Source organism: Micromonospora sp. NPDC047187 (genome assembly GCF_040643355.1).
Lineage (GTDB): Bacteria > Actinomycetota > Actinomycetes > Mycobacteriales > Micromonosporaceae > Micromonospora > Micromonospora salmantinae.
This window is the reverse complement of the sequence record NZ_JBEYUF010000015.1, coordinates 63,996-85,370: the sequence shown is the minus strand read 5'-3', so window position 1 is coordinate 85,370 and position 21,375 is coordinate 63,996. Positions and strand designations below refer to the sequence as shown.

The 21,375-nt window shown below is 72.9% G+C and carries 17 protein-coding genes; 11 read left to right on the top strand and 6 right to left on the bottom strand.

The window, feature by feature from the left end; all coding sequences use genetic code 11:
• The first annotated feature begins 155 nt into the window (after positions 1-155).
• Entirely contained in the window at positions 156-1,553 is a 1,398-nt protein-coding gene (locus ABZ794_RS22675; protein ID WP_238690656.1) for an MFS transporter, read from the top strand.
• 336 nt (positions 1,554-1,889) lie between these two features.
• Here the strand turns inward: ABZ794_RS22675 and ABZ794_RS22670 are convergent, their stop codons facing one another.
• Positions 1,890-3,422 carry a M1 family metallopeptidase gene (locus ABZ794_RS22670; protein WP_238690658.1) on the bottom strand — a complete coding sequence of 511 codons (1,533 nt, stop codon included), beginning with the start codon at positions 3,420-3,422 and terminating at the stop codon, positions 1,890-1,892.
• A 146-nt stretch (positions 3,423-3,568) separates the two neighbouring features.
• Between ABZ794_RS22670 and ABZ794_RS22665 the strand changes: the two genes are divergently transcribed.
• The 7 genes from ABZ794_RS22665 to ABZ794_RS22635 all read left to right on the top strand — a co-directional run bounded on the left by ABZ794_RS22665 (position 3,569) and on the right by ABZ794_RS22635 (position 12,251).
• On the top strand, positions 3,569-6,262 hold the full coding sequence (locus ABZ794_RS22665) for a hypothetical protein (RefSeq protein WP_357517403.1): 2,694 nt from the start codon (positions 3,569-3,571) through the stop codon (positions 6,260-6,262).
• A 97-nt stretch (positions 6,263-6,359) separates the two neighbouring features.
• The gene (locus ABZ794_RS22660) at positions 6,360-8,906 is read left to right on the top strand and encodes an FtsK/SpoIIIE domain-containing protein (protein WP_357517401.1); all 2,547 of its coding nucleotides are present in this window, start codon (positions 6,360-6,362) and stop codon (positions 8,904-8,906) included.
• A gap of 2 nt (positions 8,907-8,908) precedes the next feature.
• Entirely contained in the window at positions 8,909-9,847 is a 939-nt protein-coding gene (locus tag ABZ794_RS22655) for a hypothetical protein (protein ID WP_357517399.1), read from the top strand.
• 306 nt (positions 9,848-10,153) lie between these two features.
• On the top strand, positions 10,154-10,798 hold the full coding sequence (locus tag ABZ794_RS22650) for a hypothetical protein (protein ID WP_357517397.1): 645 nt from the start codon (positions 10,154-10,156) through the stop codon (positions 10,796-10,798).
• Positions 10,799-11,181: 383 nt separating this feature from the next.
• A complete protein-coding gene (locus tag ABZ794_RS22645; RefSeq protein ID WP_210786231.1) occupies positions 11,182-11,445 on the top strand; it encodes a DUF6244 family protein in 264 nt (87 codons plus the stop codon).
• A gap of 93 nt (positions 11,446-11,538) precedes the next feature.
• Positions 11,539-11,850, top strand: a complete 312-nt coding sequence (locus tag ABZ794_RS22640) for a hypothetical protein (RefSeq protein WP_210786230.1) — start codon at positions 11,539-11,541, stop codon at positions 11,848-11,850.
• Positions 11,851-11,921: 71 nt separating this feature from the next.
• Positions 11,922-12,251 (top strand): hypothetical protein, encoded by a 330-nt coding sequence (locus tag ABZ794_RS22635; RefSeq protein ID WP_247670158.1) that lies wholly within the window; start codon positions 11,922-11,924, stop codon positions 12,249-12,251.
• 13 nt (positions 12,252-12,264) lie between these two features.
• Here the strand turns inward: ABZ794_RS22635 and ABZ794_RS22630 are convergent, their stop codons facing one another.
• From ABZ794_RS22630 to ABZ794_RS22615, 4 genes are all read right to left on the bottom strand, one after another.
• Positions 12,265-12,675, bottom strand: a complete 411-nt coding sequence (locus ABZ794_RS22630; protein ID WP_357517394.1) for a hypothetical protein — start codon at positions 12,673-12,675, stop codon at positions 12,265-12,267.
• 69 nt (positions 12,676-12,744) lie between these two features.
• On the bottom strand, positions 12,745-13,188 hold the full coding sequence (locus ABZ794_RS22625) for a nitroreductase family deazaflavin-dependent oxidoreductase (protein WP_307850664.1): 444 nt from the start codon (positions 13,186-13,188) through the stop codon (positions 12,745-12,747).
• Positions 13,189-13,257: 69 nt separating this feature from the next.
• Positions 13,258-14,244: an SEC-C domain-containing protein gene (locus tag ABZ794_RS22620; RefSeq protein ID WP_357517392.1), complete on the bottom strand. Its 987-nt coding sequence runs from the start codon at positions 14,242-14,244 to the stop codon at positions 13,258-13,260.
• Between the two features lie 105 nt (positions 14,245-14,349).
• Positions 14,350-15,816 (bottom strand): MFS transporter, encoded by a 1,467-nt coding sequence (locus ABZ794_RS22615; RefSeq protein WP_210786225.1) that lies wholly within the window; start codon positions 15,814-15,816, stop codon positions 14,350-14,352.
• 222 nt (positions 15,817-16,038) lie between these two features.
• Between ABZ794_RS22615 and ABZ794_RS22610 the strand changes: the two genes are divergently transcribed.
• Positions 16,039-16,620, top strand: coding sequence for a TetR/AcrR family transcriptional regulator (locus ABZ794_RS22610; RefSeq protein WP_210786224.1), 582 nt, complete (start codon positions 16,039-16,041; stop codon positions 16,618-16,620).
• Positions 16,621-16,637: 17 nt separating this feature from the next.
• Here ABZ794_RS22610 and ABZ794_RS22605 read toward each other — a convergent pair whose 3' ends face one another.
• Entirely contained in the window at positions 16,638-17,996 is a 1,359-nt protein-coding gene (locus tag ABZ794_RS22605; RefSeq protein ID WP_357517390.1) for a pentapeptide repeat-containing protein, read from the bottom strand.
• A 204-nt stretch (positions 17,997-18,200) separates the two neighbouring features.
• Here ABZ794_RS22605 and ABZ794_RS22600 point away from each other — a divergent pair, with 204 nt between their 5' ends.
• Positions 18,201-18,995 (top strand): alpha/beta fold hydrolase, encoded by a 795-nt coding sequence (locus ABZ794_RS22600; protein ID WP_238690678.1) that lies wholly within the window; start codon positions 18,201-18,203, stop codon positions 18,993-18,995.
• Positions 18,996-19,169: 174 nt separating this feature from the next.
• Positions 19,170-21,362: a M48 family metalloprotease gene (locus ABZ794_RS22595; RefSeq protein ID WP_357517388.1), complete on the top strand. Its 2,193-nt coding sequence runs from the start codon at positions 19,170-19,172 to the stop codon at positions 21,360-21,362.
• The last annotated feature ends 13 nt before the right edge of the window (positions 21,363-21,375 follow it).

Sequence of the window (21,375 nt, the reverse complement as noted above, 5' to 3'; positions counted from 1 at the left end):
TGCGGCAGGTCCGCCACCGCACCGACCGGACATTCCCGCTGGTGAAGCCGCTCACAACTGTGGGCAAAAAGGTTTAAGCCGGCAAGACTTGCCGGCTGCCGAACCGCGCTGCGATCGGTGTGAATGATCATCCTGCCGATCGCTGGAGGTTCGTCGTGGCCCGAGGTGCCACCTTCGCCGCGTTGCGCCACCGCAACTACCGGATCTGGGCGCTCGCCGGCTTCGTCTCCGTCATCGGCACCTGGATGCAGGTCCTCGGAGTCAACTGGTACGTCCTGAAGGAAACCGGCTCGGCGACGTCCATGGGCTTCGCCGTGCTGCTCCAGGCGGCGCCCACGCTGCTGCTCAGCGTCTGGGGTGGCGTGCTGGCCGACCGGCTGCCCGCCCGCCCGCTGCTGATCGCCGCCCAGGGCGCCCACGCGGTGCTCGCCGCCGGACTGGCGGCGGTCGCCCTGACCGGGGTCGGCGGCCTGCCGCTGATCTTCGCGATCTCGCTGGCCACCGGTGCCGTCTCGGCGATCGAAGGCCCGGTGATGGGGCGCTGGGCCGCCAGCCTCGTCGACCGGGAGACGCTGGGCAACGCGCTGGCGCTCGGCTCGCTCACCAACTCCGCCGGCCGCATCCTCGGCATGAGCCTCGGCGCCGTGGTGGTGGCCGCCGTCGGACCCGCCCCGCTGTTCGGCATCAACGCGGCCAGCTTCGCCGCCGTGGTGGTGGCGCTGTTCGCCGTACGCCCGGGAGCCGTGCCCGGCCTCCCGGTCCCGGACGCCGGCCGGGCACGGGGCGGTGTTCGCGCCGGGTTCGCCTACCTGCGTGGGCAGCCGGTGCTGCTCCTCGCGCTCGCCCTGTCGTTCGTGCTCGGCAGCCTGGGCCGCAACTACCAGGTGACAATGGCCGCGATGAGCGACGGGCCGCTGGACGCCGGCGCCTCCGGGTACGGCCTGCTGTCGACGGTGTTCGCTGTCGGAACGGTGGTGGGTGCGCTCGTCGCGGCCCGGCGGCGTTCCCTGGGCTACCGGACGCTCGTCGTCGCGGGCCTGCTCGCCAGCGGGCTGCAGATCGTCGCCGGCCTCGCACCGGGCACCTGGAGCTTCGCCGCGGTGATCCTGCCGATCGCCGCCGCCGCGGTGGTCATCGACACCACCGTCGGCACCCGCGCCCAGCTCGACACCGACGGCGCGATGCGGGGCCGGGTGCTCGCCGCCCTGGCGGTCACGGGCTCGGTCTCCGCCGCGGTCGGCGCCCCGCTGCTCGGCTGGCTCGCCGAACACGCCGGGCCCCGGCAGACGCTGGTCCTCGCCGGAGCCGCCGCGGCGATCGCCACGACGGCGGCGGGCGTCGCCCTGGACCGGCAGCGCGGCCGCGCGGAGACCCTCGCGCTTGTCGTTCCGCGACCCCGCCATCCGGTACGACGAGCGGCGTTCCGGGCCGCTCGCATCGTCCGGCCCACCGGCGCGGTCTGCGTCATCGTGCCCGCCGAAGCCGGTGCGGTGCGGTCGGGCGGGGTCCGGCTCCGGGAGTTGGCCACCGCCGGGCCGGTGACGAACCGCTGAGACAGCGGTCACCCCTCGCCGGCCCCTTCCGGGACAGGGCAACCCTGGTTCTGGACGCTCGTCGACCTGTCCTTCGCGGTCGGGGCGTTCCCGCCGCTCTGGTTCGCGTACCGGCACATCCGCGCCGTCGAGGCGAGCACGGCCGAGGCGACAAACGCCCGGCCGGCCCTGACCCCGTAAAACTCCACCCGCACGCCGCACGCCTTCGTCGGACGGGGCTGCTGCACCCCTGCCCCGTCGATCATGGAGTTGTGGTGGGCGGAATGCTCACCAGTGCCGGATACGCGAGGCACCACAACTCCATGATCGACCTGGGCGGGGGCCGGGTTGGTGCGGTCAGTGCGACATCAGGTGGTGCGACTCGCGGATCTTGGCCCAGGACTTGGGCTCGGTCGGCGGTGCCGCCTTGCGGGCGGCGCTGGCCACCTCGGGCCGGCCGGCGGTGAACAGCCAGGTGGTGAACAGGTCGTCCAGGTCCAGTCCGGAGATCCGCTCGGCCAGGGCCTGGAACTGCTCGATGGTGCCGTTGCCGTACCGGCGCTCGGCGGTCCAGGTCGGCAGGATCTCGAAGAACGCGTCGTCGCCGACGGCCAGCCGCAGCTGGTGCAGGGTCATCGCACCCCGGTCGTAGACGGCGTTGTCGAAGACCCGAGCGGCACCCGGGTCGCCGGGCAGCACCTGCCAGAACCCGTCGTCGGCCGGGTAGCTGGCGTAGGTGAAGTCGAAGACCTCCTGTGCGGTGCCCTCGCCCTGCTCCTCCGACCAGAGCCACTCGGCGTACGAGGCGAAGCCCTCGTTGAGCCAGATGTTGCGCCAGTCGGCCACCGAGACCGAGTCGCCGAACCACTGGTGGGCCAGTTCGTGCGTCACCACGTAGGTGTTGGCGCCGCGTCGCCAGAAGCCCGGCCCGTACACCGGTCGGGTCTGCGTCTCCAGCGCGAAGCTGATGCCGTCGATCGGCCCGGCCACGCCGCCCTGCGCCTCGAAGGGGTACGGGCCGAAGATCCCGCTCTCCCAGTCGACGATCTCGGCGGTCCGCTCGATGCTGGCCCGCGCGGCCGGCCCGAGTGCGCCCAGCGAGGTGCTGTACGCGTTGATCACCGGCTGGCCGCTCGGGGTGGTGTCGGTGACGATGTCGTACTGGCCGATGGCCATGAAGGCCAGGTAGGTGGCGGTGGGGGAGGTGGTCCGCCAGATCCACCGGGTGCGGTTGCCGGCCTCGGCCAGCGGCGGCCTCGGCTGCACGCCGTTGCTGATCACCTCGACGCCGGTGGGCACCGACACCGAGATGTCGTAGGTGGCCTTGTCCAGCGGGTGGTCGTTGCTCGGGAACCACCACCACGCCGACTCGGGCTCGTTGACGGCGAGGGCGCCGTCGTCGGTACGCGTCCAACCGGTGTAGCCGTTGACCAGGGCCTCCGACGGGACACCGGAGTAGCGCACGACGATGGTGAGCTGCTGGCCCCGGGTCACCGTGCGGGCCGGGGTGACCACCAACTCGTGCACCCCGGCGGTGCTGGTGCTCGCCGCCCAACCGTTGACCCGGACCGACTCGACGTCGAGCAGGAAGTCCAGATTGAACGTCGAAAGGTCCGCAGTGGCGGTGGCGAGGATGGTGGTGGTGCCGGTGAGCAGGTCACTGGCCGGTTCGTAGCGCAGCCGGACGTCGTAGTGCTCGACGTCGTAGCCCCCGTTGCCGTAGTCGGGGAAGTAGCTGTCGCCCACTCCGGGCGCGCCGGGTTGCGGCGCCGCGGAGACGACCGGACGGCCCCAGCCCGTCGGGGCGGCCTGGCCGGGGGTGCCGGCGAGCATGGTGCCGGCGGTGGTGAGGGTCAGGGCGGTGGTGGCCGCCGTGAGGACTCGTCGCACGGGGTGGACTCCCTCCATCGGGTGTTCGCCAGGTCAACCTAATCGACAACTGTGAACGTCGCCGGCCCGCCACACCCATCGTCGGTCGTCGCCCCCCTGGCGTGCCTTGCACCGCAAGGTCACACTGTGTTGATCGGAGGTGACACGTGCGACGCTCGGAGTTGCCCAGACGGGAATTGATCGGCCAACGGCAGTCGACAGCGGGCCGGGAACGGCTGCCGGCCGGCGGGTTGGAGTTGTTCGCGCTGCTCGCCCGGCTGCTGCGGCGACCCCGTCGCGGCGACCGCCGGCTGCCGCTGCTGTGGCTGGTCCGCTCCGACACAGCGGATCTGATGATGCCGCTGCGCCGCTTCCTCGGCCAGGGCCCCCGGCGGCGGGTCCCGCACGCCGTGCTGGACGCCGACGCGCCGCCCGGCGCCGGGGACGTGCCGGCGCTGCTGCGCGAGCTGCACCGTCAGCTCTCCCTGGAGGCATTCGGCGCCGCCCGACTGCGCTTCCGGCACTATCCGCTGGCCGACTGGCTGATGCAGCAGAGCCTCAGCCTGGGCATCGACGCCGACGACAGCCGCGCGGCCCTGGTCCGCCGGCTGCGCGACCGCAGGGGCCCGCGTACGCCGGAGGCGCTGCCGTCCGGCGGCGACGCGGTCAGCATCGTCTCGCAGGTGCTGCTCTGGCTGGTCCGTCGCGCCGTGCCGGGGGTGGTCTTCCGGGCTGCCGTCTCCGGTCGGGTGCCGGTGCTCGGGCGGCACTACAACTGGTTCATGCGCCAGCAGTACCTGGCGCCCCGGCAGTCGGTCACCTTCCTCGGCTTCGCCGAGCGCCTCACCGCGGGCTGGCGCGACGGGGAGCAACCCGACCAGGTCAACAAGCTTCTGCTGCACGCGTTCCTGGAGGACCTGCGGCAGGCGTACCGGCGTCGGCCGTGGCGCCCGTCGGACTGGCGGCGCACCGCGTACCCGGCTCTGCTGATCGATTCCGTCGCCCCCGGCAACGTCGGCGGGGAACTGGTCCGCCTGATCGGCGACGTCCGCACCGAGACCGGCCGCAACGACCCGCTGCTGATCGTCGCGTCCGGTGGGCAACCCCCACCGGACCTGCCCGAACCGCACCCGTTGACCGAGGCCGACGAGGCGTACGACGAGTGGGCCGGGGCGCTGCCGGAGATGCGACGGCTGCGCCGCCCGGCCACCTGGCTGGTGGCGCTGCGTCCCGATGAGACCGACACCGGCCCACCGTCACGTGGCGGGCTGCGGCCCTTCTCCGCGCCCGACCCGCCGTGGTGGTCGCGGCGCTTCCTGCCGGCGGCGCTCTGCCTGGTGCTGGTGGCGGTGCTCGACCTGTGGGCGGCCAGCCGGTGGGGGCCGGGCTGTCACCCCTCGCTCACCGGCCAGGTATCGGTCGAGGTGGTCGGCAGCGGCGAGTGTGTCGGCTACAGCGACAGCGCCGCCCAGGTGTTCAACAACGACCCCGGCCAGGACCGGCTGCGCACAGTTCAGGAGCGCATCTTCGCGCAGAACCGCGCCGCCGAGGAGGTCTGGCAGCGTAGCGACCGACGACGGCCCTTCCTCACCCTGGTCTACCTCGGCACCCTCACCGGCAACCGGACCCGCGCGGACGAGGAGTCGTACGTCTCCGAGCGCGAGGAGCTCGAAGGGATGGCCACCGCCCAGTACGCGTTGCTGAAGGAGTCGGCCGGCGCCGACGGCGCCGCGTTGCTGCGGATCGTGGTGGCCAACGGCGGCCGGCAGATGATCTACGCCGACCGGGCGGTGGCGATGCTTGCCGAGCTGGCCCGGGACGACCCCACGGTGCTCGGGGTGGTCGGGCTGGTGGAGAGCCGCACCAGCACCGCCCGGGCGCTGCGCGAGCTGAACCAGGTCGGGCTGCCGGTGCTGGCGCCCACCCTCTCCGCCGACAAGATGGACGCCAACTCCCGGCTCTACCTCCAGATCTCCGCGCCGAACAAGGACCAGGTGAAGCTGGTCGACGCGTACGCCAAACAGGTGTTGAAGGTCAACGAGGCGCACGTCTTCTACACCACACTGGAGGGCAGTTCGCTCACCGAGGACCTCTACGTGGGCACCCTCGTCGACGGGCTCCGGCAACAGTTCGGCCCCCGGATCACCCGCCTCGACGAGTGGCGCACCGGCCAGCGGCTGACCGACGAGTGCGGCTACGCCGGGCTGCTCTTCTACGCGGGCCGATGGTCGGAGTTCGACGGTTTCCTGCGGGCGTTGCGCGAGTGCGGCGGCAACCCGCCCCGACACCTCGTCGCCGACGACTCGGCCAACCGGTACATGGCCAACCCGGGGCTGCGCGCCGCCGCGCCCGGCAACCTGCCCGTCACGTACGTCTCCAAGGCGGCCCTGGCCACCTGCGCGGCGCTGCGGGCCGCCGAGGACCGGCGCGACGACGCCCGGGCCAGCTTCCTGTCCTGGATCCAGGCCGACGACCTGCTCGACCCGCCGCGCTGCCGGCCCGGCTCCGAGGAGCAGGTCGGGGAGCGGGTCAGCCTCGCCTACGACGCGTCGATGATGCTGGTCCGGGCGGTGGAGAGCCTCGCCGCCCGGCTGCACCACGCCGACCCCCGGCAACGCTGGGAGCCGGATTCGGTCAACCCGGTGGGCGTGCACGCGGAGGTGCTCCGGCAGAACGCCGGGCAGGGCTACCCGGGGGTGGCCGGGCTGATCCGGTTCACGCCCGACTCGGGGGAGCCGGTCGACAAGCGGCTGGCCCTGATGCGGGTGGAGCAGGTGCCCGACGTGGCGAGGGCGCCGGTGGAGGTGTTCCGCTGCGGGGCGGCCGACTCGTCCGGCCCGGCGGCGTGCGGCCCCGCCTGACCGGTCCGGCGTGACACGTCCTCGCAGGACTGTCCGGGTGCCGCCGGTGTCCGTTAGGGTTCCTGGGACCAGGCGACCGTGGCGTTGGGGGCAGAGGGTGGGCAGGCTCGCGTCGGCGTACGGGCAGGCGGTCAACTCCCACCGGGCGGCTCGCGCGCATCTGGAGACCGCCCGCAGCGCACTGGGGGCGGCACCGACCACCGTCGCGCCGGTCGGCGCGGACGACCTGGTGACCCACCTCGCCCGCCTCGGCGGTGCCCTGGCCACCCCCGCCCCGGGCGTCACCCCGCTGACCGACGAGCCGGCCGCGGTGCGGATCGGCGAGGCGTCCACAGCGGACGGCGGTTTTCCGGTGCTGGTCCCGCTCGGCGGCGGCCACCACCTGGCCCTGGACACCGACGCCCGGGACCCGCAGGTCGCCGGGCTGCTGCGGGCGCTGGTGCTGCGGCTGGTCGCCACCGCGCCACCCGGTCAGGTCCGTGTCGCCGGCATCGACACCGCAGCGCTCGGCGCGACCTTCGGCCCGCTGCGTCCGCTGCTCGACGCCGGAGTGCTCGACCCGCCGGCCACCGGTGAGGCCGAGGTGGCCGCGCTGCTGGACGCCGCCGAGCAGCACGCCCGTGCCGCCCAGCACGGTCAGCCCGCCGCCCGTCGCCTGTTGGTGGTGGTCGCCACCGCCGCGCCGCCGCCGCGCGAGCTGGCCCGGCTCGCCGCGCTCACCCACGCCGGCCCGGCCGCCGCCGTGTGCGTGCTGCTCGCCGGCCACCCGTCCCGGCTGCCCGGCGAGACCGTGCCGCCGCTGGGCGGCACCACAGCGGTGCGGCTCAACCAGGGGTACGCGCACGTCGGCGACCCGCCCGGCAACCCGTTCAGCGCCGACGGCAGCGGGCTCGCCGTACCCGTCCTGCTCGACGGCGACCCGCCGCCGGCCTCGGTTCGCGCGCTCGCCGAGCACCTCGGCACCGCCACCCGCCGCGCCGACGCGTTGCCCTTCACCGACCTGCTGCCCGAACGGCGCTGGGCCGAGTCCGCCGGCAACGGGTTGCGGACGGTGATCGGCCGGGCCGGCGGCGGTGCCGCCTTCGACACCGCGCTGACGCTCGCGTTCGACGACGCCACCCCGCACTGGCTGGTCGGCGGGCGCACCGGCGCCGGCAAGACCGTGTTCCTGCTCGACGTCCTCTACGGGCTGGCCGCCCGCTACTCGCCGGCCGAGTTGCAGCTCTACCTGCTCGACTTCAAGGAGGGCGTGAGCTTCACCGAGTTCGTGCCCACCGGCCGGGATCCGTCCTGGCTGCCGCACGCCCGCGCCGTCGGCATCGAATCCGACCGCGAGTACGGTCTCGCCGTGCTGCGCGAGCTGCGCCGGGAGGCGCAGCGCCGGGCCACCGCACTCAAACGGCACGGCGTCACCAAGCTCGCCGACCTGCCCCCTGACAATCCGCTGCCGCGCATCGTGACGGTCATCGACGAGTTCCACGTGCTGCTCGCCGGCAACGACGCGCTGGCCCGCGAGTCGGTCGACCTGCTGGAGGAGTTGGCCCGCAAGGGTCGCTCGTACGGCATCCACCTGGTGCTCGCCAGCCAGAGCATGACCGGCATCGAAGCCCTCTACGGGCGGGCCGAGGCGATCTTCGGGCAGTTCGCGTTGCGGGTGGCGTTGCCCGGCGGCAGTGGGGTGCTCGACCAGCTCAACGACGCCGCCGCGGCCCTGCCGATCGGCTCCGCCGTGGTCAACACCGCCGCCGGCGCGGTCGGCGCCGACACCGTGTTGCGCTTCCCCGACGCGCACGCCGCCGCGGCGGACCTCGCCGCGTTGCGCCACGACCTGTGGCAGGCCCGCCCGCCGGGCTCGCGGGCACCGGCGGTCTTCAAGGGGTACGAAGCCGCGCGGATCGAGGACGACAGCACGTTCACCGGGTTGCGCCCCGGTGGTCGACGGCCGATGGCCCTGGTCGGCCGAACCGTCGACGTGCACGGCACCACCGCGCTGTTCCTGATGGACACCACCCCCGGCCGGCACCTCGCCGTGGTGGGCACCGCACCGACCGGCGCGGACGTGCTGCGGGCCGCTACGCTCAGCCTGGCCCGCCAGCACACCCCCGGCGACGCCCGCTTCCAACTGGCCTGCCTGGTCACCGTCGCCGACCCGGTCGCCGACGACACCGAAACACTGCTGCGGGCCGCCGGCCACCCGGTGCAGCGCCTCGACGCGGCAGGGCTGCGCGACCGGGTCGCCGCGCTGGCCGCCGAGCCCACCGGCCACGAATACCTTGTGGTGTTCGGCATGGACGCCGCCGCGCCCGTCCTCGGAGCCACCGACCCCGGCACCTTCCGTTCCGGCCTGGACGACCTGCGTACCGTCCTGCGCCAGGGCCCCGGGCACGGGGTGCACCTGCTCGGCTGGTGGCGAGGGCTGCGCCGACTCGCCGACGACCTCGGCGGCACCCAGAACCGCGACGATGTCGCCTGCCTGGTCGCGCTCAACGTGCCCGGCGCCGAACTGGCCCTGCACCTCGGAGCGCACGACCTGGCCTACACGCCCCGCCCCGACCGGGCGCTGCTGATCGACCGGCACGACCAGCGCACCCGGCTGATCGTGCCGTTCGTCGGCGACGGGCACGACCCCGACGGGGAGCGGTGACAGTGTCCTTCGAGGAGTACGCGGCGCTGGCCCGGCAACTCTCCGCCCAGCACCGCGCGGGGGAACAGCACGCCGCCGCCGATTCCGCGCGCCGCCGCGACCTGCACGCCGCCGTCGACTACCTCCAGCAACGGCTGACCGCCCAGGGGCAGCGCCTCGACCAGCTCGGCCGCGCCATCGGCATCGACCAGCCATCCGCCGCCCCTGCCCCTAGTGCGGGCCATGGGGCGGGCCCAGGCCCAGGTGCGGGACAGGGAACCCGGACGCCAGGCGAGACCGCCGCCTGGCCCGGCCCGCCGTCCGGCGTCGGGGCGCCCACCGCTCCCAGCTCCGGCCCGCCCTTCGCTGCCGGCGCTCCCACAGTGCCGGGAACCGGGGACGGGGGATCCGCCGGCGCAGCCGGCGCGCCGGGGCGGGCGGGGGTCGGGGCGTACCCCCAGCTGCCGGCGGGGGAGGCGCGGCTGGCGCTGCCGACGGCGGTGAGCCCGGTGGGCGGCGGGGTGCCCGCGCAGCGCGTGGCCACGGCCGACCCGGCGGTGGAGCTGGAGATGGCCCGGCGGATGGCCGACGAGGCCGACCGGCACGGGCAGCAGGCGGAGTTGCTGGCCCAGCGGCCGGCGCTGTTGCCGACGTGGTCGCCGCTGGCCCGGGCGGTAGCCGTCTACGCCGGGTGCGGCGCGGCGGCCGGGGTGCTCGTGCTGATGCTGGTGCTCGCCTCCGGGGTGGGCCTGGTGGACGGGTTCACCCTCGGCGCGTGGATCTGCGCGGGGTTGCCGGCGGTGGCGTTCTTCGGCGGGTACCTGGTGCTGGGCCGCTGGGGGCGGCCGGCCATGGTCGCCGGCACCCCGCCGCGGTACCTGCCGCTCGGGTTCCTGATCTGTTTCCTGGTGGTGCCGATGGCCTACTGCGCGTACCTGCTGATGGTCCGCGGCCTGCGCTGATGACCGATCTGGCATCCGGTCTGCGCTGCGCCGCGCAGCCGGTCGTCAGATCCACTCGGAAACCGGGGTGTCCGGACCGGTGGGATACCCCGACATCCTGAGACCCGTGTCGATCTTGCCGAAGACCGCTTGTCCCTGCGGGTCCACTGTGTTCGCCTCGGTGCCGTAGTCTCGCGCCCCGTGCGCAGTCGGTGCGCAAACCGCTTGCCGAGGGTCTGGACCGTCACGCCCCGACGTCTCTGGGAGCGGCAGGTCGAAAGGTTGGTCAGGGAATTGCAGGGATACACGTCCACCCAGGTTGAGCCGATGCCGGCAGAGGGCGGGCTTGCCGCTTCGCCCGTCAACGCCGATGCTGCCGCCGGCACGGCGACGCCTCGCTCCGAGCCAGGGTCGTCGGTCATCGCCGCCTCCCAGCAGGCCGGCCCGGGCGCGGTGGTCGCGGGTTTCGGGCTGATTGCCGTCGGCGCGGCCGGCGGTTGGCTGCTCTGGCGCAGCGGCGCGTCCGCGGCGAAGATCCAGCCCGAGGACACCACAGGTGTCTTCCTCACCCTGTTGGTCTTCGCCGCAGCGGTCGAGCGGATCCTGGAACCGTTCTCACGGTGGCTGCCAGGACGCGCCGCCGAGACCGCGTTGTCCCGGACGGTGACCGACGTGACCAGCCGGGTCGGCGGCCCCACCGAGGCCGATCTCGAGGCGGTCGCCGTGGCCACCGCCAAGGTCGCGCGGGCGAAGGCGAACCGCACCATCGTCGCGTGGGGCCTCGCCAGCGGGTTGGCCACAGTGGCGTCCAGCGCCGGCGGGTTCTACGTTCTGCACGCGGTGGCCGGAGCCGACTGGAACGGCGTGGCAGTCTGGGTCGACGCCGTCGTGACCGGTGTGATGGTCGGCAGCGGCACCAAGCCGTTGCACGATCTCATCACCCGGGCCCAGAACGGCCCGCCGTCGCCGTAACGCGCTGCCTGGCCCGCCGGTCTGGCCGGCCCGTCCTGACCCGCCGGCGGTCATGATCCACTCGGTTTCATTGAAGTCGGGGTCTTCGTTGCCGAACGCTGAACGTCCGACCGCCCCGGGCGCCTCTTGGTCCCGCGTTGCTCCAATCTTGGACACTTTCCGTTCGCGCGTAACGGAAAGTGTCCAAGATCTAGGTCGCCTTCCGGCCCGGTTGAGGTCTCGTGGACAAACTCCGTCCGAGTCGCTCGCTTGGGGCATCCACTTCCCACGGATTGACGCGGGAGCGAGCGGCCGGTCGCGCTGGGTGCGCGGATCTCGTACGCTCCCATGTGGTCTCCGCCGGTGCGGTGGTGGAGGCGATGGTCGATCACGGGGAGGTTTGCGTGAGCGCAGCACAGATCATCGCGAGGTTGGCGGCGGCGTCGCAGAAGCTGGACGAGGCGAGGGCCAAGACCGCAGCGGCAGCACAGGACGCGGCCGAGGCGCGAGCACTCGTTGCCGGTGCGCTGGAGGGTGTGGCTGCTGGTCCGCTCGTCGGCATGATCGACTCGTACCGTCAGGCGCTCGCTCAGGCGTCCCAGGGTGGTGACCCGGCCAAGCAGCACGTGCAGGAGACGATCGCCAAGGTTCGAGCGCTGGGAAACTGAACACGGGTGACCGAGCACTTCACGCCTGAGTGGGAGGACCTGCCGGCCGCGTGTCGCTGTGGATGGGTGGTGCGATCCGATAGGCTCCGTGGTATGACCGGATCGGTGAGCAAGAAGTCGTTCTCGCTTCCGCAGGACGTTGCGGAGCGCCTGGAGCGTGAGCCCAACGCCAGCGCGTACGTAGTCGACACGATCCGGGCGCGGATGCGGGCTGAGGATCTCGACGCCGAGCTCGCTCGCCGGGGCATGACCGTGACAGCGGAGGGACAGGCTCGCGCACGGGCCCAGCGCGCTCAGGTCGAGCAGGAATGGTCACCTGGTCGACGCGCCGCGCTGCGGGACCGTTCCCGCCGAGCGGCAGCGGAGATGCTCGACGGCTCGGGCAGCCAGGCTCCGGCGGCGTGACGAGTCCCGAAGCGCCGTCGGTCCGGCTGATACTGGACCGGTCCGCGCTGCTCGCCTACGTGGCCGGGTCCATGGATGTCGCCGAACCCATCCACGAGGTTGCCCACGACGGGGTCCGGTTCGGTGTGCCGGCGGTGGTAGCGGCCGAGGTGCTGGCGGTGGTGGACGATCCGGGCGATCGCGAGCTGCTGCGCCGACTGCTCGAACGTCCCGCCTGCGCGGTGTTGCCCACCTGGGGTGAGGACTGGCAGGAGTTGGCGTACTGGCGCCTCGTTACCGGTCGGGTTGACCTCGCCGCCGCCGTGATGGCTGTCCTGGAGCACGACGCCTCGGTGTTGACCAGCGAGGGCAAGGCGTACGGCGATGGCGGCGACCTTCCGGTCATCCGCTTTCCTGGCTAGAGTTTTCGACGGTTCAGCGAGTGATGCGGAACGTCTGCTCGAAGGTCGGGTAGTCGCAGACGTCCTGGTTGCACAGTTCGAAGCCACCGCTGATCAGCGCGACACCCCTGTGCAGGACCAGTCCGCCGCCTTCCACCCACGCTCGCCCGGTCACGGCTTGCGGCTCGCCGGTGCAGCTGTTGAGGGGCGCCCAGCCGGACGCGTAGGCGACCCTGTCGCCCGACCGCTGCCGGACGATCAGCTCGGTGGCGCCGGACAGGCCGGCTGGGCAGGTCACGGTGAGGGTGATGTCCACGGCGACGCCTCGTGCGACAAGGGTCGCGGAGGTGACGTCGACGCTGCTCGCCGCGCTTGCCGGCGTCGGCGCCAGCATGATGGAGAGTGACAGCCCGAGTAGTGCAATGGCGGTGATGATGCGGCGCACGACGGTCCTCCTTGCCGGAGTGGGGTGCTTACCTGCCGTCACCCTAGCCCTCACCAGCCATGAGGCGCATCAATCACACTCGATGACGACGACCGGGATCTCGCGGTCGGTCTCCTTCGCGTAGCGGGCGTACGTCGGGAAGACCTTCGTCATCACCGGCCACAGCCGGACGCGCTCCTCGCCGGTCGCGGTCCGGGCTCGACCCGTGATCCGCTCCGCGCCGACCTGGATCTCCACCGCCGGGTCGGCGCTCAGGTTCAGGTACCAGGCGGGGTGCGTGGCCGCGCCGCCGTTGGACGCCACCAGCAGGTAGTTGTCGCCGTCGCGCCCGTACATCAGGGCCGTGCGGCGCAGCGTGCCCGACCGGCGTCCGCGGGTGGTGAGCAGCAGCGAGGGTACGCCGTGGAAGGTGCCCCCGTCGGCGCCGTCGGTCCGCACGTAGCGCCGGATGTGGCTGGCGACCCAGCCGACCGGGCTGTCCTCGACCGTCTCGTGCTGCTCGTGTGTGGTCACGCCATCGCCTTCATCGTCGAGTCGAACGGACGCATCGACCATACGTCGGGGTCAGCGCGCTCGGGACGATCAGCCGCGTGAGCGCGGCAGGCAGCACTTCTTGTACTTGGCGCCGGACCCGCACCAGCAGGTGTCGTTGCGGCCGGGCGGCCAGGCGGTTACGCCGGCCTCGTCGAGGCTGTCGGCGTACTCGTCGAGCGTTTCCTCGCTGGTGGGGTCGCTTCCGGTGCGTTCGGCGAAGGCGGCCAGGCCGGCGGCCGTGCCGACGACCACCCCCAGGTCGATGCCGCCCATCCCGGAGGCGTCGACGAGGGCGCGTTCGAGCTGGGCGCGGTGCTCGTCCCAGGTGGCGGGGAAGCTGTCGACGAGGGTGGGCCAGCGCAGCAGCAGCGCGGTGAACTCCGCCTTCGGCCAGAACAGCAGCGTCGCCGGGCCGTCGTCGAGGGCGTCGAGCGCGTGGGTGCTCGCGGCGCGCAGCCGGTCGGCGAGGTTGTCGTACTCGTCGTGGGGTAGGCCCTGCTCTTCGCGCAGGTCGTGCCGCTGCTGGGCCAGGCCGTAGAGCATGGCGGCAGCCTCGTCCTGGGCGTCCTCGGACGCGTACTGCTGGGTCCGGGTCCGTTCCAGGATGGCGTCCAGCGCCTCGGTGAGCCATGCCAACGCCGTGTCGGCGTGGCCGGACTCGGCCAGCTCGTCGATCAGGTACGTGGCCGCGGGGTCGGTCTCCAACAGCGGACGCAGTGCGGTCAGGTCGGCCATGCCCTCGTCGGTGCGCCCGAGGCGCAGCAGCAGGCCGCCACGCACCGCTCGCGGGTACGCGTTGTCGTCCGGCTGCTCGGCGATGGCGCGGGTGGCCAGGGCGAGCGCGTCGGCCAGGTCACCGGCCTGTTCCAGGATGTCCACGGCGACCAGCAGGGCGTACCCGGTGTCGTGGGGGTCCGCGACGCGCCCCTCGTCGACGGCGCCCACCAGTTCGGCGACGAGCGCGGCCGGGTCGAAGCTCTTGAGGCCCAGGGAGCCGATCTCTTCGATGCGGTCGGCGGTAAGCAACTCGGACATGGGCGCATCCTGAAAGACGACGGTCGGTGGGTGGGGGAGCGGCCAGCGTACTCCTGGACAGGGAGCAGCCCGGGCGGCGAACCGCCCGGGCTGCGACGCGAACTTTCAGCGGGTCGCCGGCATGGTGGCGAACTCGCCGGCTAGCTCCGACTCGACGATCGTCGTGGCGGACGGCCGGCGACCGGCCGACGGCCGCCGGGCGGACGGGACGGCGAGGGCCGCGAGCGCGGCGGCCAGGGCGATCGCCGTGAGGACGAGAAACCCCATGGTGAAGCCGGCCTCCCGGGGCAGGCCGTTGGCCTGCGGGTTGGCGGTGATCACGCCGCTGACCACGGCGGCGCCGATCGCGCCGCCGATGGTGCGGATGTTGGCGTTCATGCCGGTCGCCACGCCGGTCTGGCTGGCGGGCACGCTGGCGACGATCAGGTTGGCCATCGACGCGAAGGCCAGGCCGATGCCGAGGCCGACCAGGCCACCGGCGATGGCGACCTCCCAGCGGGTGTCGTGCGCGGTGGCGAGCATCGCGGAGGCGGCCACGTTGAAGGTGGCACCGGTGGCGAGCTGCGCCTTGGCGCTGAAGACGGCCTGGAGCCGCCCGGCGACGAGGCCGGCGACGAACATCGCGACGAGCATCGGCAGCATGAGCAGACCGGCCTGGCTGATGCTGGCGCCGAAGCCGTAGCCGGCGATGGTCGGGGTCTGCAGGAACTGGGGAAGGAACGCGTACACGGAGAACATCGACGCGCCGTAGAGCAGGGCGACCAGGTTGGTGGTCCAGACGCCGGGCAGGCGCATCATCCGCATGTCGATCAGCGGGTTGGCCGAGCGCACCTCGGCGACCAGCCAACCGGCCAGCAGCACCACTGCCAGCGCCAGCAGACCGAGCACCCGGGTGGAGGTCCAGCCCCAGGTGGCGCCCTGGCTGATCGGCAGCAGCAGCGCGACCAGCCAGCCGGAGAGCAGCAGTGTGGCGCGCCAGTCGATGCGACCGGGGGTACGGACCGGCGACTCGGGCACGAACAGGTGCGCGGCCACGGCGGTCAGCCCGACCACGACCATCGGGATCCAGAACAGCCAGCGGTAGTCCAGCGTGCTGACGATCGGGCCGGCCAGCACGATGCCCAGGCCACCGCCGACGGCGACGATGGCCGAGATGGCGGCCACCGCGGTGGAGACCCGTGCGGCCGGGAACTCGTCGCGGATGATGCCGAACGACAGCGGGAAGACCGCTCCGCCGATGCCCTGGACGACCCGGGCGAGGATGAGCACGCCGATGTTCGGCGCGATGGCGGCCAGCAGGCAGCCGAGGGCGAGGGCGGCGAGCGAGACGACGAGCATCCGCTCCTTGCCGACCATGTCGCCGACGCGTCCGAGGATCGGCGTGAAGATCGACGCGCTGAGCAGGTAGGCGGTCAGGACCCAGGTCACTGTGTTCTGGGAGGTGTGCAGGTCCTGTTGGATGGTCGGCAGCACCGGGGTGATCAGCGACTGGAGCATCGCGAAGAACCCGGCGCCGGCCGCGAGCACGGTGAAGGTGAGCCGACGCGAGCCGCGTCGGGAGGTCACTGCCACGAGAGAGAACTCCCTGATTACGTACGGGAATGAAGGCTTGTCGCCCGTCGTCTACGACGGGGTGGTCTGTCGGGGTCCGGGCGATCGGGGTGGCCAGGCGGCGATCGGGCGGGTCCCGAGGTAAGGTAACCGGAGGCAGGCCTCCGGGATTCCGGAGGGGTGCCTCCACTAAGCTAGCGGAGGGTCTCCTCCGGATGCAACCAGGGTGAGGTGACGCACGTCATGACCGGTGCGGGGCAGGCGCCCGAGGTCTTCGCCCAGCGGCCCAAGCGGGCCGACGCGCGGCGTAACTACGACGCCCTGATCGCGGCGGCCCGCGAGGCGTTCGCCGAGCACGGCGCCGCCGCCTCCCTGGAGGACGTGGCCCGTCGGGCCGGCGTGGGCATCGGCACGCTCTACCGCAACTTCCCGACCCGCCGGCACCTGTTCGAGGCCGTCTACGTCGAGGAGGTCCGGGCTCTCTGCCACTCCGCCGAGGGCCTGGCCGAGCTGCCACCCTGGGACGCGTTCGTCGCCTGGCTGCACCGCTTCGTCGCGTACGTCGCCACCAAGCGGGCGCTCGCCGAGCAGTTGTTGCACGACTCCGAGATCTTCGCCAGCTGCCGCACGGAGATCTTCTCCGCCGGTGAGCCGCTGATGCGTCGCGGACAGGCCGCCGGTGTGGTCCGTGACGACATCGGCTTCGACGACGTGGTGCGGCTGATCAGTGGCCTCACCATGGCCCAGTTCCCCTCACCCGAGCAGCGCGACCGGGTGCTCGGCGTGGCCCTGGACGGCCTGCGCCCGCCGGCCACGCCGCGCTGACGCCCCGTCCGACCCGGTCAGCGGTCGACCAGCAGCAGCCACTCGTCGTCGAGGCGTTCCACAGTCGTGCCCGCCGGCCAGCGGTGACCACTGTCGGCCACCGCCCGGGCCTGCTCGACCTGCGGTGGCCGGCTGAACTGTGTGTCACGGAAGCTGACCATGCCGTGGAACCGGGCCCGGCCGAAGTTCGCGGCGTCGACGAAGCGGGCCCGGTCGAACAGCGCCTCCGCGCCGAACGCCGTCCAGCGGAACAGCGCCATGTTCGTGAAACGGACCGAGTGAAAGGTGGCCGACCGGCCGAACTCGGTGTGCTCCATCGACAGGGCGCCGTCGAAGACGGCCCCCCGGAAGGTGGCGGCGTCCTCGAAGCGGGTGGCGTCGAAGCTGGTCGGCTGGCCGAAGGTCACCCGGCGAAACGAGGTCGGGCCGGTGAAGCTGGCTCGCCGGCAGGACAGGCCGCCGGGAAGGGCGGCGCCGTCGAAGCTGGCCCCACCGCCGACGCGAACGTCGTCGAGGATGACCTCGCCGTCGGCCGCGAGCCCCTCGAAGACCACCTCGTCGAGGGTCGCCGCCCCGAGTAGCAGACGCCCCCGCGCCGTCGCGCCCGCGAAGGTGGTCGTACCGGTGAACACCGCCTCGGTGAAGTTCGCGTCGACGAGCGTGCAGCCGGCGGCGTCGAAGTCGATGAGCGCGGCGCCGGCCAGGTCGAGCCTCAGCTCCGGCCAGTGCGCCGCGTCGTCCGCGCGCAGGTGTCGGGTCAGCACCCGCTGCGCGCTGCGCCGGACCTCCGTCTCGCGCGGCTCGCCGTCGGGCGCCGGCATCCGCAGGTACGCGCAGAGCACCGCCGCGATCGTCGGGCGCTGCCCCGGGTTGTCCTGACCGAGGCGCTCCAGCGCGTGCAGGCCGCCGAGGCGTACCGCCGCGCTGTCGTTGCCGAGCAGCTCGACAGCCCGGGTGTAGAGCTCGGTCAGTCGACGCTCCGCCGCGTCGTGCTCGGCGGCCCCGGACTGCCGGTCCTGGTGGCGCTGTGCGGCCTCGGCCACCGCCTCGGCGTGCGCCTGCACCCGGTCCCGGTGCACCTGGTCCCGTGCGGCGACGCTCTCCTGGTGCCGCTGCGCGCGTTCGGTGATCCACTGGCGGCGGGCGGCGAGCAGCAGCGCGAGCCCGCCGCCAGTGCCGGCGACGACGGTCAGGCCGGTGCGGATCGCGTCGATGCGCAGCGTGGCGCGGGTGTCCGGTTGGCTGGCCCGGTCGGCTTCGGTGAGTAGCAGGTCCAGCACCAGCCAGCCCAGGGCGATGGCGACCAGCAGGCCGACCAGGACCAGCCACCACGGCATCACCCGCAGCTCGCGCTCGGTGGGTTCGTCGACGGCCACGGCCACAGCATGCCAGCCACCGTCGGTGTCCGATATGGAGCGTGGCGGTATGCCCGTTTACGCCTCCGTCGGAACAACGGGTTACCGGCGCGTAACAAGTCATTGACGTTTCTGAATTGTTGCGGGGATGATCGTCGCACGGTCGACCGGACACCCCCACCCACCTGCCCGGTTCGCCGGGTGCCTCCCCCCGGAGGTGCAGCGATGCTGCTCCGAAAGACCGCCCTCGTCCTGGCCCTCGCCACCGCCGCGCTGCTCGCGTCCACCACCACAGCGACCGCCGCCCCCGCCGAACCCGCCCCGGCCACCGCCGCCCCCACGACACCCTTCGCCGCCTCGGGGGCCAACCCCGTCATCGTGGTCGGCGGGCTCAGCGGCATCGCCGTCGCGTACGAGCCGATCGCCGCCCGCCTGCGCGCCGACGGCTACCGCGCCTTCATCTACCAGCTGCCCGGGCTGGGCCTCGGTGACATCCCCACCTCGGCCCGCGCGTTCGCCGGCTACGTCAACCAGGTCCGCGCCAGCACCGGCGCGGCGAGCGTGGACGTCGTCGCCCACTCCGAAGGGGGCCTGGTCAGCCGGTACTACCTCAAGCGGCTCGGCGGCACCGCCACCGTCGGTCGGTACGTGAGCCTGGGCACACCGCAGTACGGCACGTACGTCGCCAACATCGTGGCGTTCCTGGGTCTGGGCAGCTGCGCCGGCGTCGTGGCCTGCCAACAGATGACCATCGGCTCGGCGTTCCTCGCCGACCTCAACGCCGGCGACGACACCCCGGGCGCGGTGCGCTACACCACCATCCGCACCCTGCAGGACGAGTTGGTCCGGCCGACCGGGAACGCCGCCGTCAACGACGGTGCGACGAACGTGCTGGTCCAGGCGTACTGCCCGCTGCGGGTGGTGGGGCACCTCGGCCTGGTGCTCGACGGCACGGCGTACACCATCGTGCGCGGCGCCCTGGTCGACGGCCCGGTGCGACCCAACTGCCTCGCGCTCTGACCCGGTGCGGTGCGGTGGTCCCGGAGGGGACCGCCGCACCGCACCCGCGACGCTGAGTGTCGGGTGCGCGACGATCCCGCCAAACGGTGTGGCAGACATCAGACGTCCTCGATAGCCTGCTCCGGCTGTCCATCCCCGACAGTGGACGCCATCCTCCGAGAAGGAGCAGCGCTCATGACCGAGCCGCCCACAGTGCCGCCGGAGAACACCCCGCCGACCGTGCCGCAGCTCGACGTCCGGGCCGCCCAACCGCCGTCGGCCGACACCCCGCCGCCCACCGGCGGGTTCGCCGACCGCCCACCGGGCTACCCCAGCGCGCTGGTCTGGCTGCGCGCCGGGATCCTGCGGGACTGGCGCGGCGTGCTCGGCGCGTTCCTCGCCACCTGGTTCTACCTGCCGGTCGCGCTGCTCCTGGCGGTCTGGGGCGGTCTCACGTTCGGCATCGTCGGGCTCTTCGCCGTCGGGACCGGCGCCGACGACCAGGTGCCCCAGGTGCTGCGCGACGCCCCGCTGATCGGCTCCCTGGTCGAGGCGTTCCTGACCCGCTCCGGCGGGTTGCTCGGCGGCGTCGCCGGCTTCGCCATCGGCTTCCTGGTCGGCTTCCTCGCCGTGCTGGCCCTGCCCTGGATGGGCGTCGCCGACGAGCCCTTCGCGCTGCTCACCGGCCTGATCGGCACCGTCGTCGCGGCGGCGCTGATCGGGGTCCTCTACACGCTCTACCGGGTGCTGCTCGAACCCCGCCTGCTTGTCGTCTCAGGCGCGCGCCAGCCCAGCCGCCGCGAGTACGCGCGGCTGCGCCCCATCCTCGACGACTGCGCCCGACGACTCGGTCTGCCCAGCGTGCCCCGGCTGCTCATGGAGGACGACCCGGTCCTGAGCAACGCCCGCACGTACGCCCGACACGTGGTGGTCACCACCGCAGTGCTGACCGAACCGGACGACGAGGTGGCCGCGCTGCTCAGCCACGAGCTGGTGCACTGGCGCACCGGGGACGAGATCACCAGCGCCTTCGTCCGCGGTGTCGGCCTGCCGCTGACCCTCACGCACGCCCTGCCGACCTGGCTGATGCGGACGTTCCCACACCCGGGCACCAACTTCGTGGTCTTCGTGTTCTTCTGGCCGGTGCTGCTCACCATGCGGTACGTGGTGCTGCCGCTGCACGCCCGTGACGTGCGGGCGGCCGAGTACCGGGCCGACCTCGGCGCCGTGCTCACCGGGCACGTCGACGGGTTGCGGCGCATCCTGGAACGGCGGCTGTCCTTCGAGACCGGCCGCAGCGGCTGGGACGAGGCGGTCTGCGCCACCCACCCGCCGCACGAGCTGCGGCTCGACGCGCTGGAGCGGGCGTCGCTGGCCGGTGCGCCCGACCTCGTCACCGTCGACCGGCTGTTCAACTCCGCCGGTCCGGTCGGCACCCGCCGCACCTGGCTGCTGGTCGGCGCCCTCACAGTGGCCGCCTGCCTCGGCACCAGCGGACTCGGCGTGGTGCAGTGGGCGTTCTTCCGGCCCGAGGCGGCGATCGACGGCTACTTCTCCGCGCTCGCCGACCGGGACAGCGACGCCGCCCTCGGCTACCTGACCGACCAGGGCAGCGACACCGACACCAAGCTGCTCGCTCAACTGCTGCGCGGCAAGGGCTACCAACCACCGACCGACGTCGAGATCAGCTCGCTGGAGCGCGACGGCGACAGCGCCACCGCCACAGTGGCGTACCGGCTGGGTGACACGCGGGAGACCACCACCCTCACCCTGCGCCGCGAGGACGAGACCACCGCCGGGCTGTTCCACGGCTGGCGGTTGAGCGGCGGGCCGACCCCGCTCAACGCCGCGATCGCCGACCCCGGGGTACGGCTCAACGGGGTGGAGCTGCCGGTCGCCACCGAGGGTGCCCCGCTGGTCCTGCTGCCCGGCGGCTACACCGCTACCGGCCCGTCCAGTGCGCTCAGCGAGACGCCGAGCACGACCATGCTGGTCGGCCCGGGGGAGACCGCCGCCGTCCTGCAACTGGCGCCGGTGCTCAAGCCGGCGGCGACCGAGGCCGTCGAGGCGCAGGTACGCGCCTGGTTGGACGAGTGCGTCAAGCAGACCGTCGCCGCTCCGCCGGGCTGCCCGTTCCGCTACTACGGCGGCTCCACCCAGAAGATCACCTGGAAGATCCTGGAGTACCCGAAACTCGCCGTCGAACTCACCGGCCCGGCCAGCGCCCAGGTCTCCACCCCGACCGAGACCCAGGGCAGGGTGGAGGCCAGTGGCACTACCACCTACTTCGGCGGCAGCTCACCGTTCAAGGACGACAACGCGTTCACCGTCACGGGCGTCGCCACCGCCGACGGGGACAACGTGACCTTCCGACCCGCCGCCGACTGACCGGGAGACAGAC

What these genes read in the sequence shown, in the direction of transcription:
- ABZ794_RS22650 (WP_357517397.1), top strand. Translation starts at nt 10,154, where the DNA reads ATGCCGGCAGAGGGCGGGCTTGCCGCTTCGCCCGTCAACGCCGATGCT.
- ABZ794_RS22640 (WP_210786230.1), top strand. Translation starts at nt 11,539, where the DNA reads ATGACCGGATCGGTGAGCAAGAAGTCGTTCTCGCTTCCGCAGGACGTT.
- ABZ794_RS22635 (WP_247670158.1), top strand. Translation starts at nt 11,922, where the DNA reads ATGGATGTCGCCGAACCCATCCACGAGGTTGCCCACGACGGGGTCCGG.
- ABZ794_RS22620 (WP_357517392.1), bottom strand. Translation starts at nt 14,244, where the DNA reads ATGTCCGAGTTGCTTACCGCCGACCGCATCGAAGAGATCGGCTCCCTG.
- ABZ794_RS22610 (WP_210786224.1), top strand. Translation starts at nt 16,039, where the DNA reads ATGACCGGTGCGGGGCAGGCGCCCGAGGTCTTCGCCCAGCGGCCCAAG.
- ABZ794_RS22600 (WP_238690678.1), top strand. Translation starts at nt 18,201, where the DNA reads ATGCTGCTCCGAAAGACCGCCCTCGTCCTGGCCCTCGCCACCGCCGCG.
- ABZ794_RS22595 (WP_357517388.1), top strand. Translation starts at nt 19,170, where the DNA reads ATGACCGAGCCGCCCACAGTGCCGCCGGAGAACACCCCGCCGACCGTG.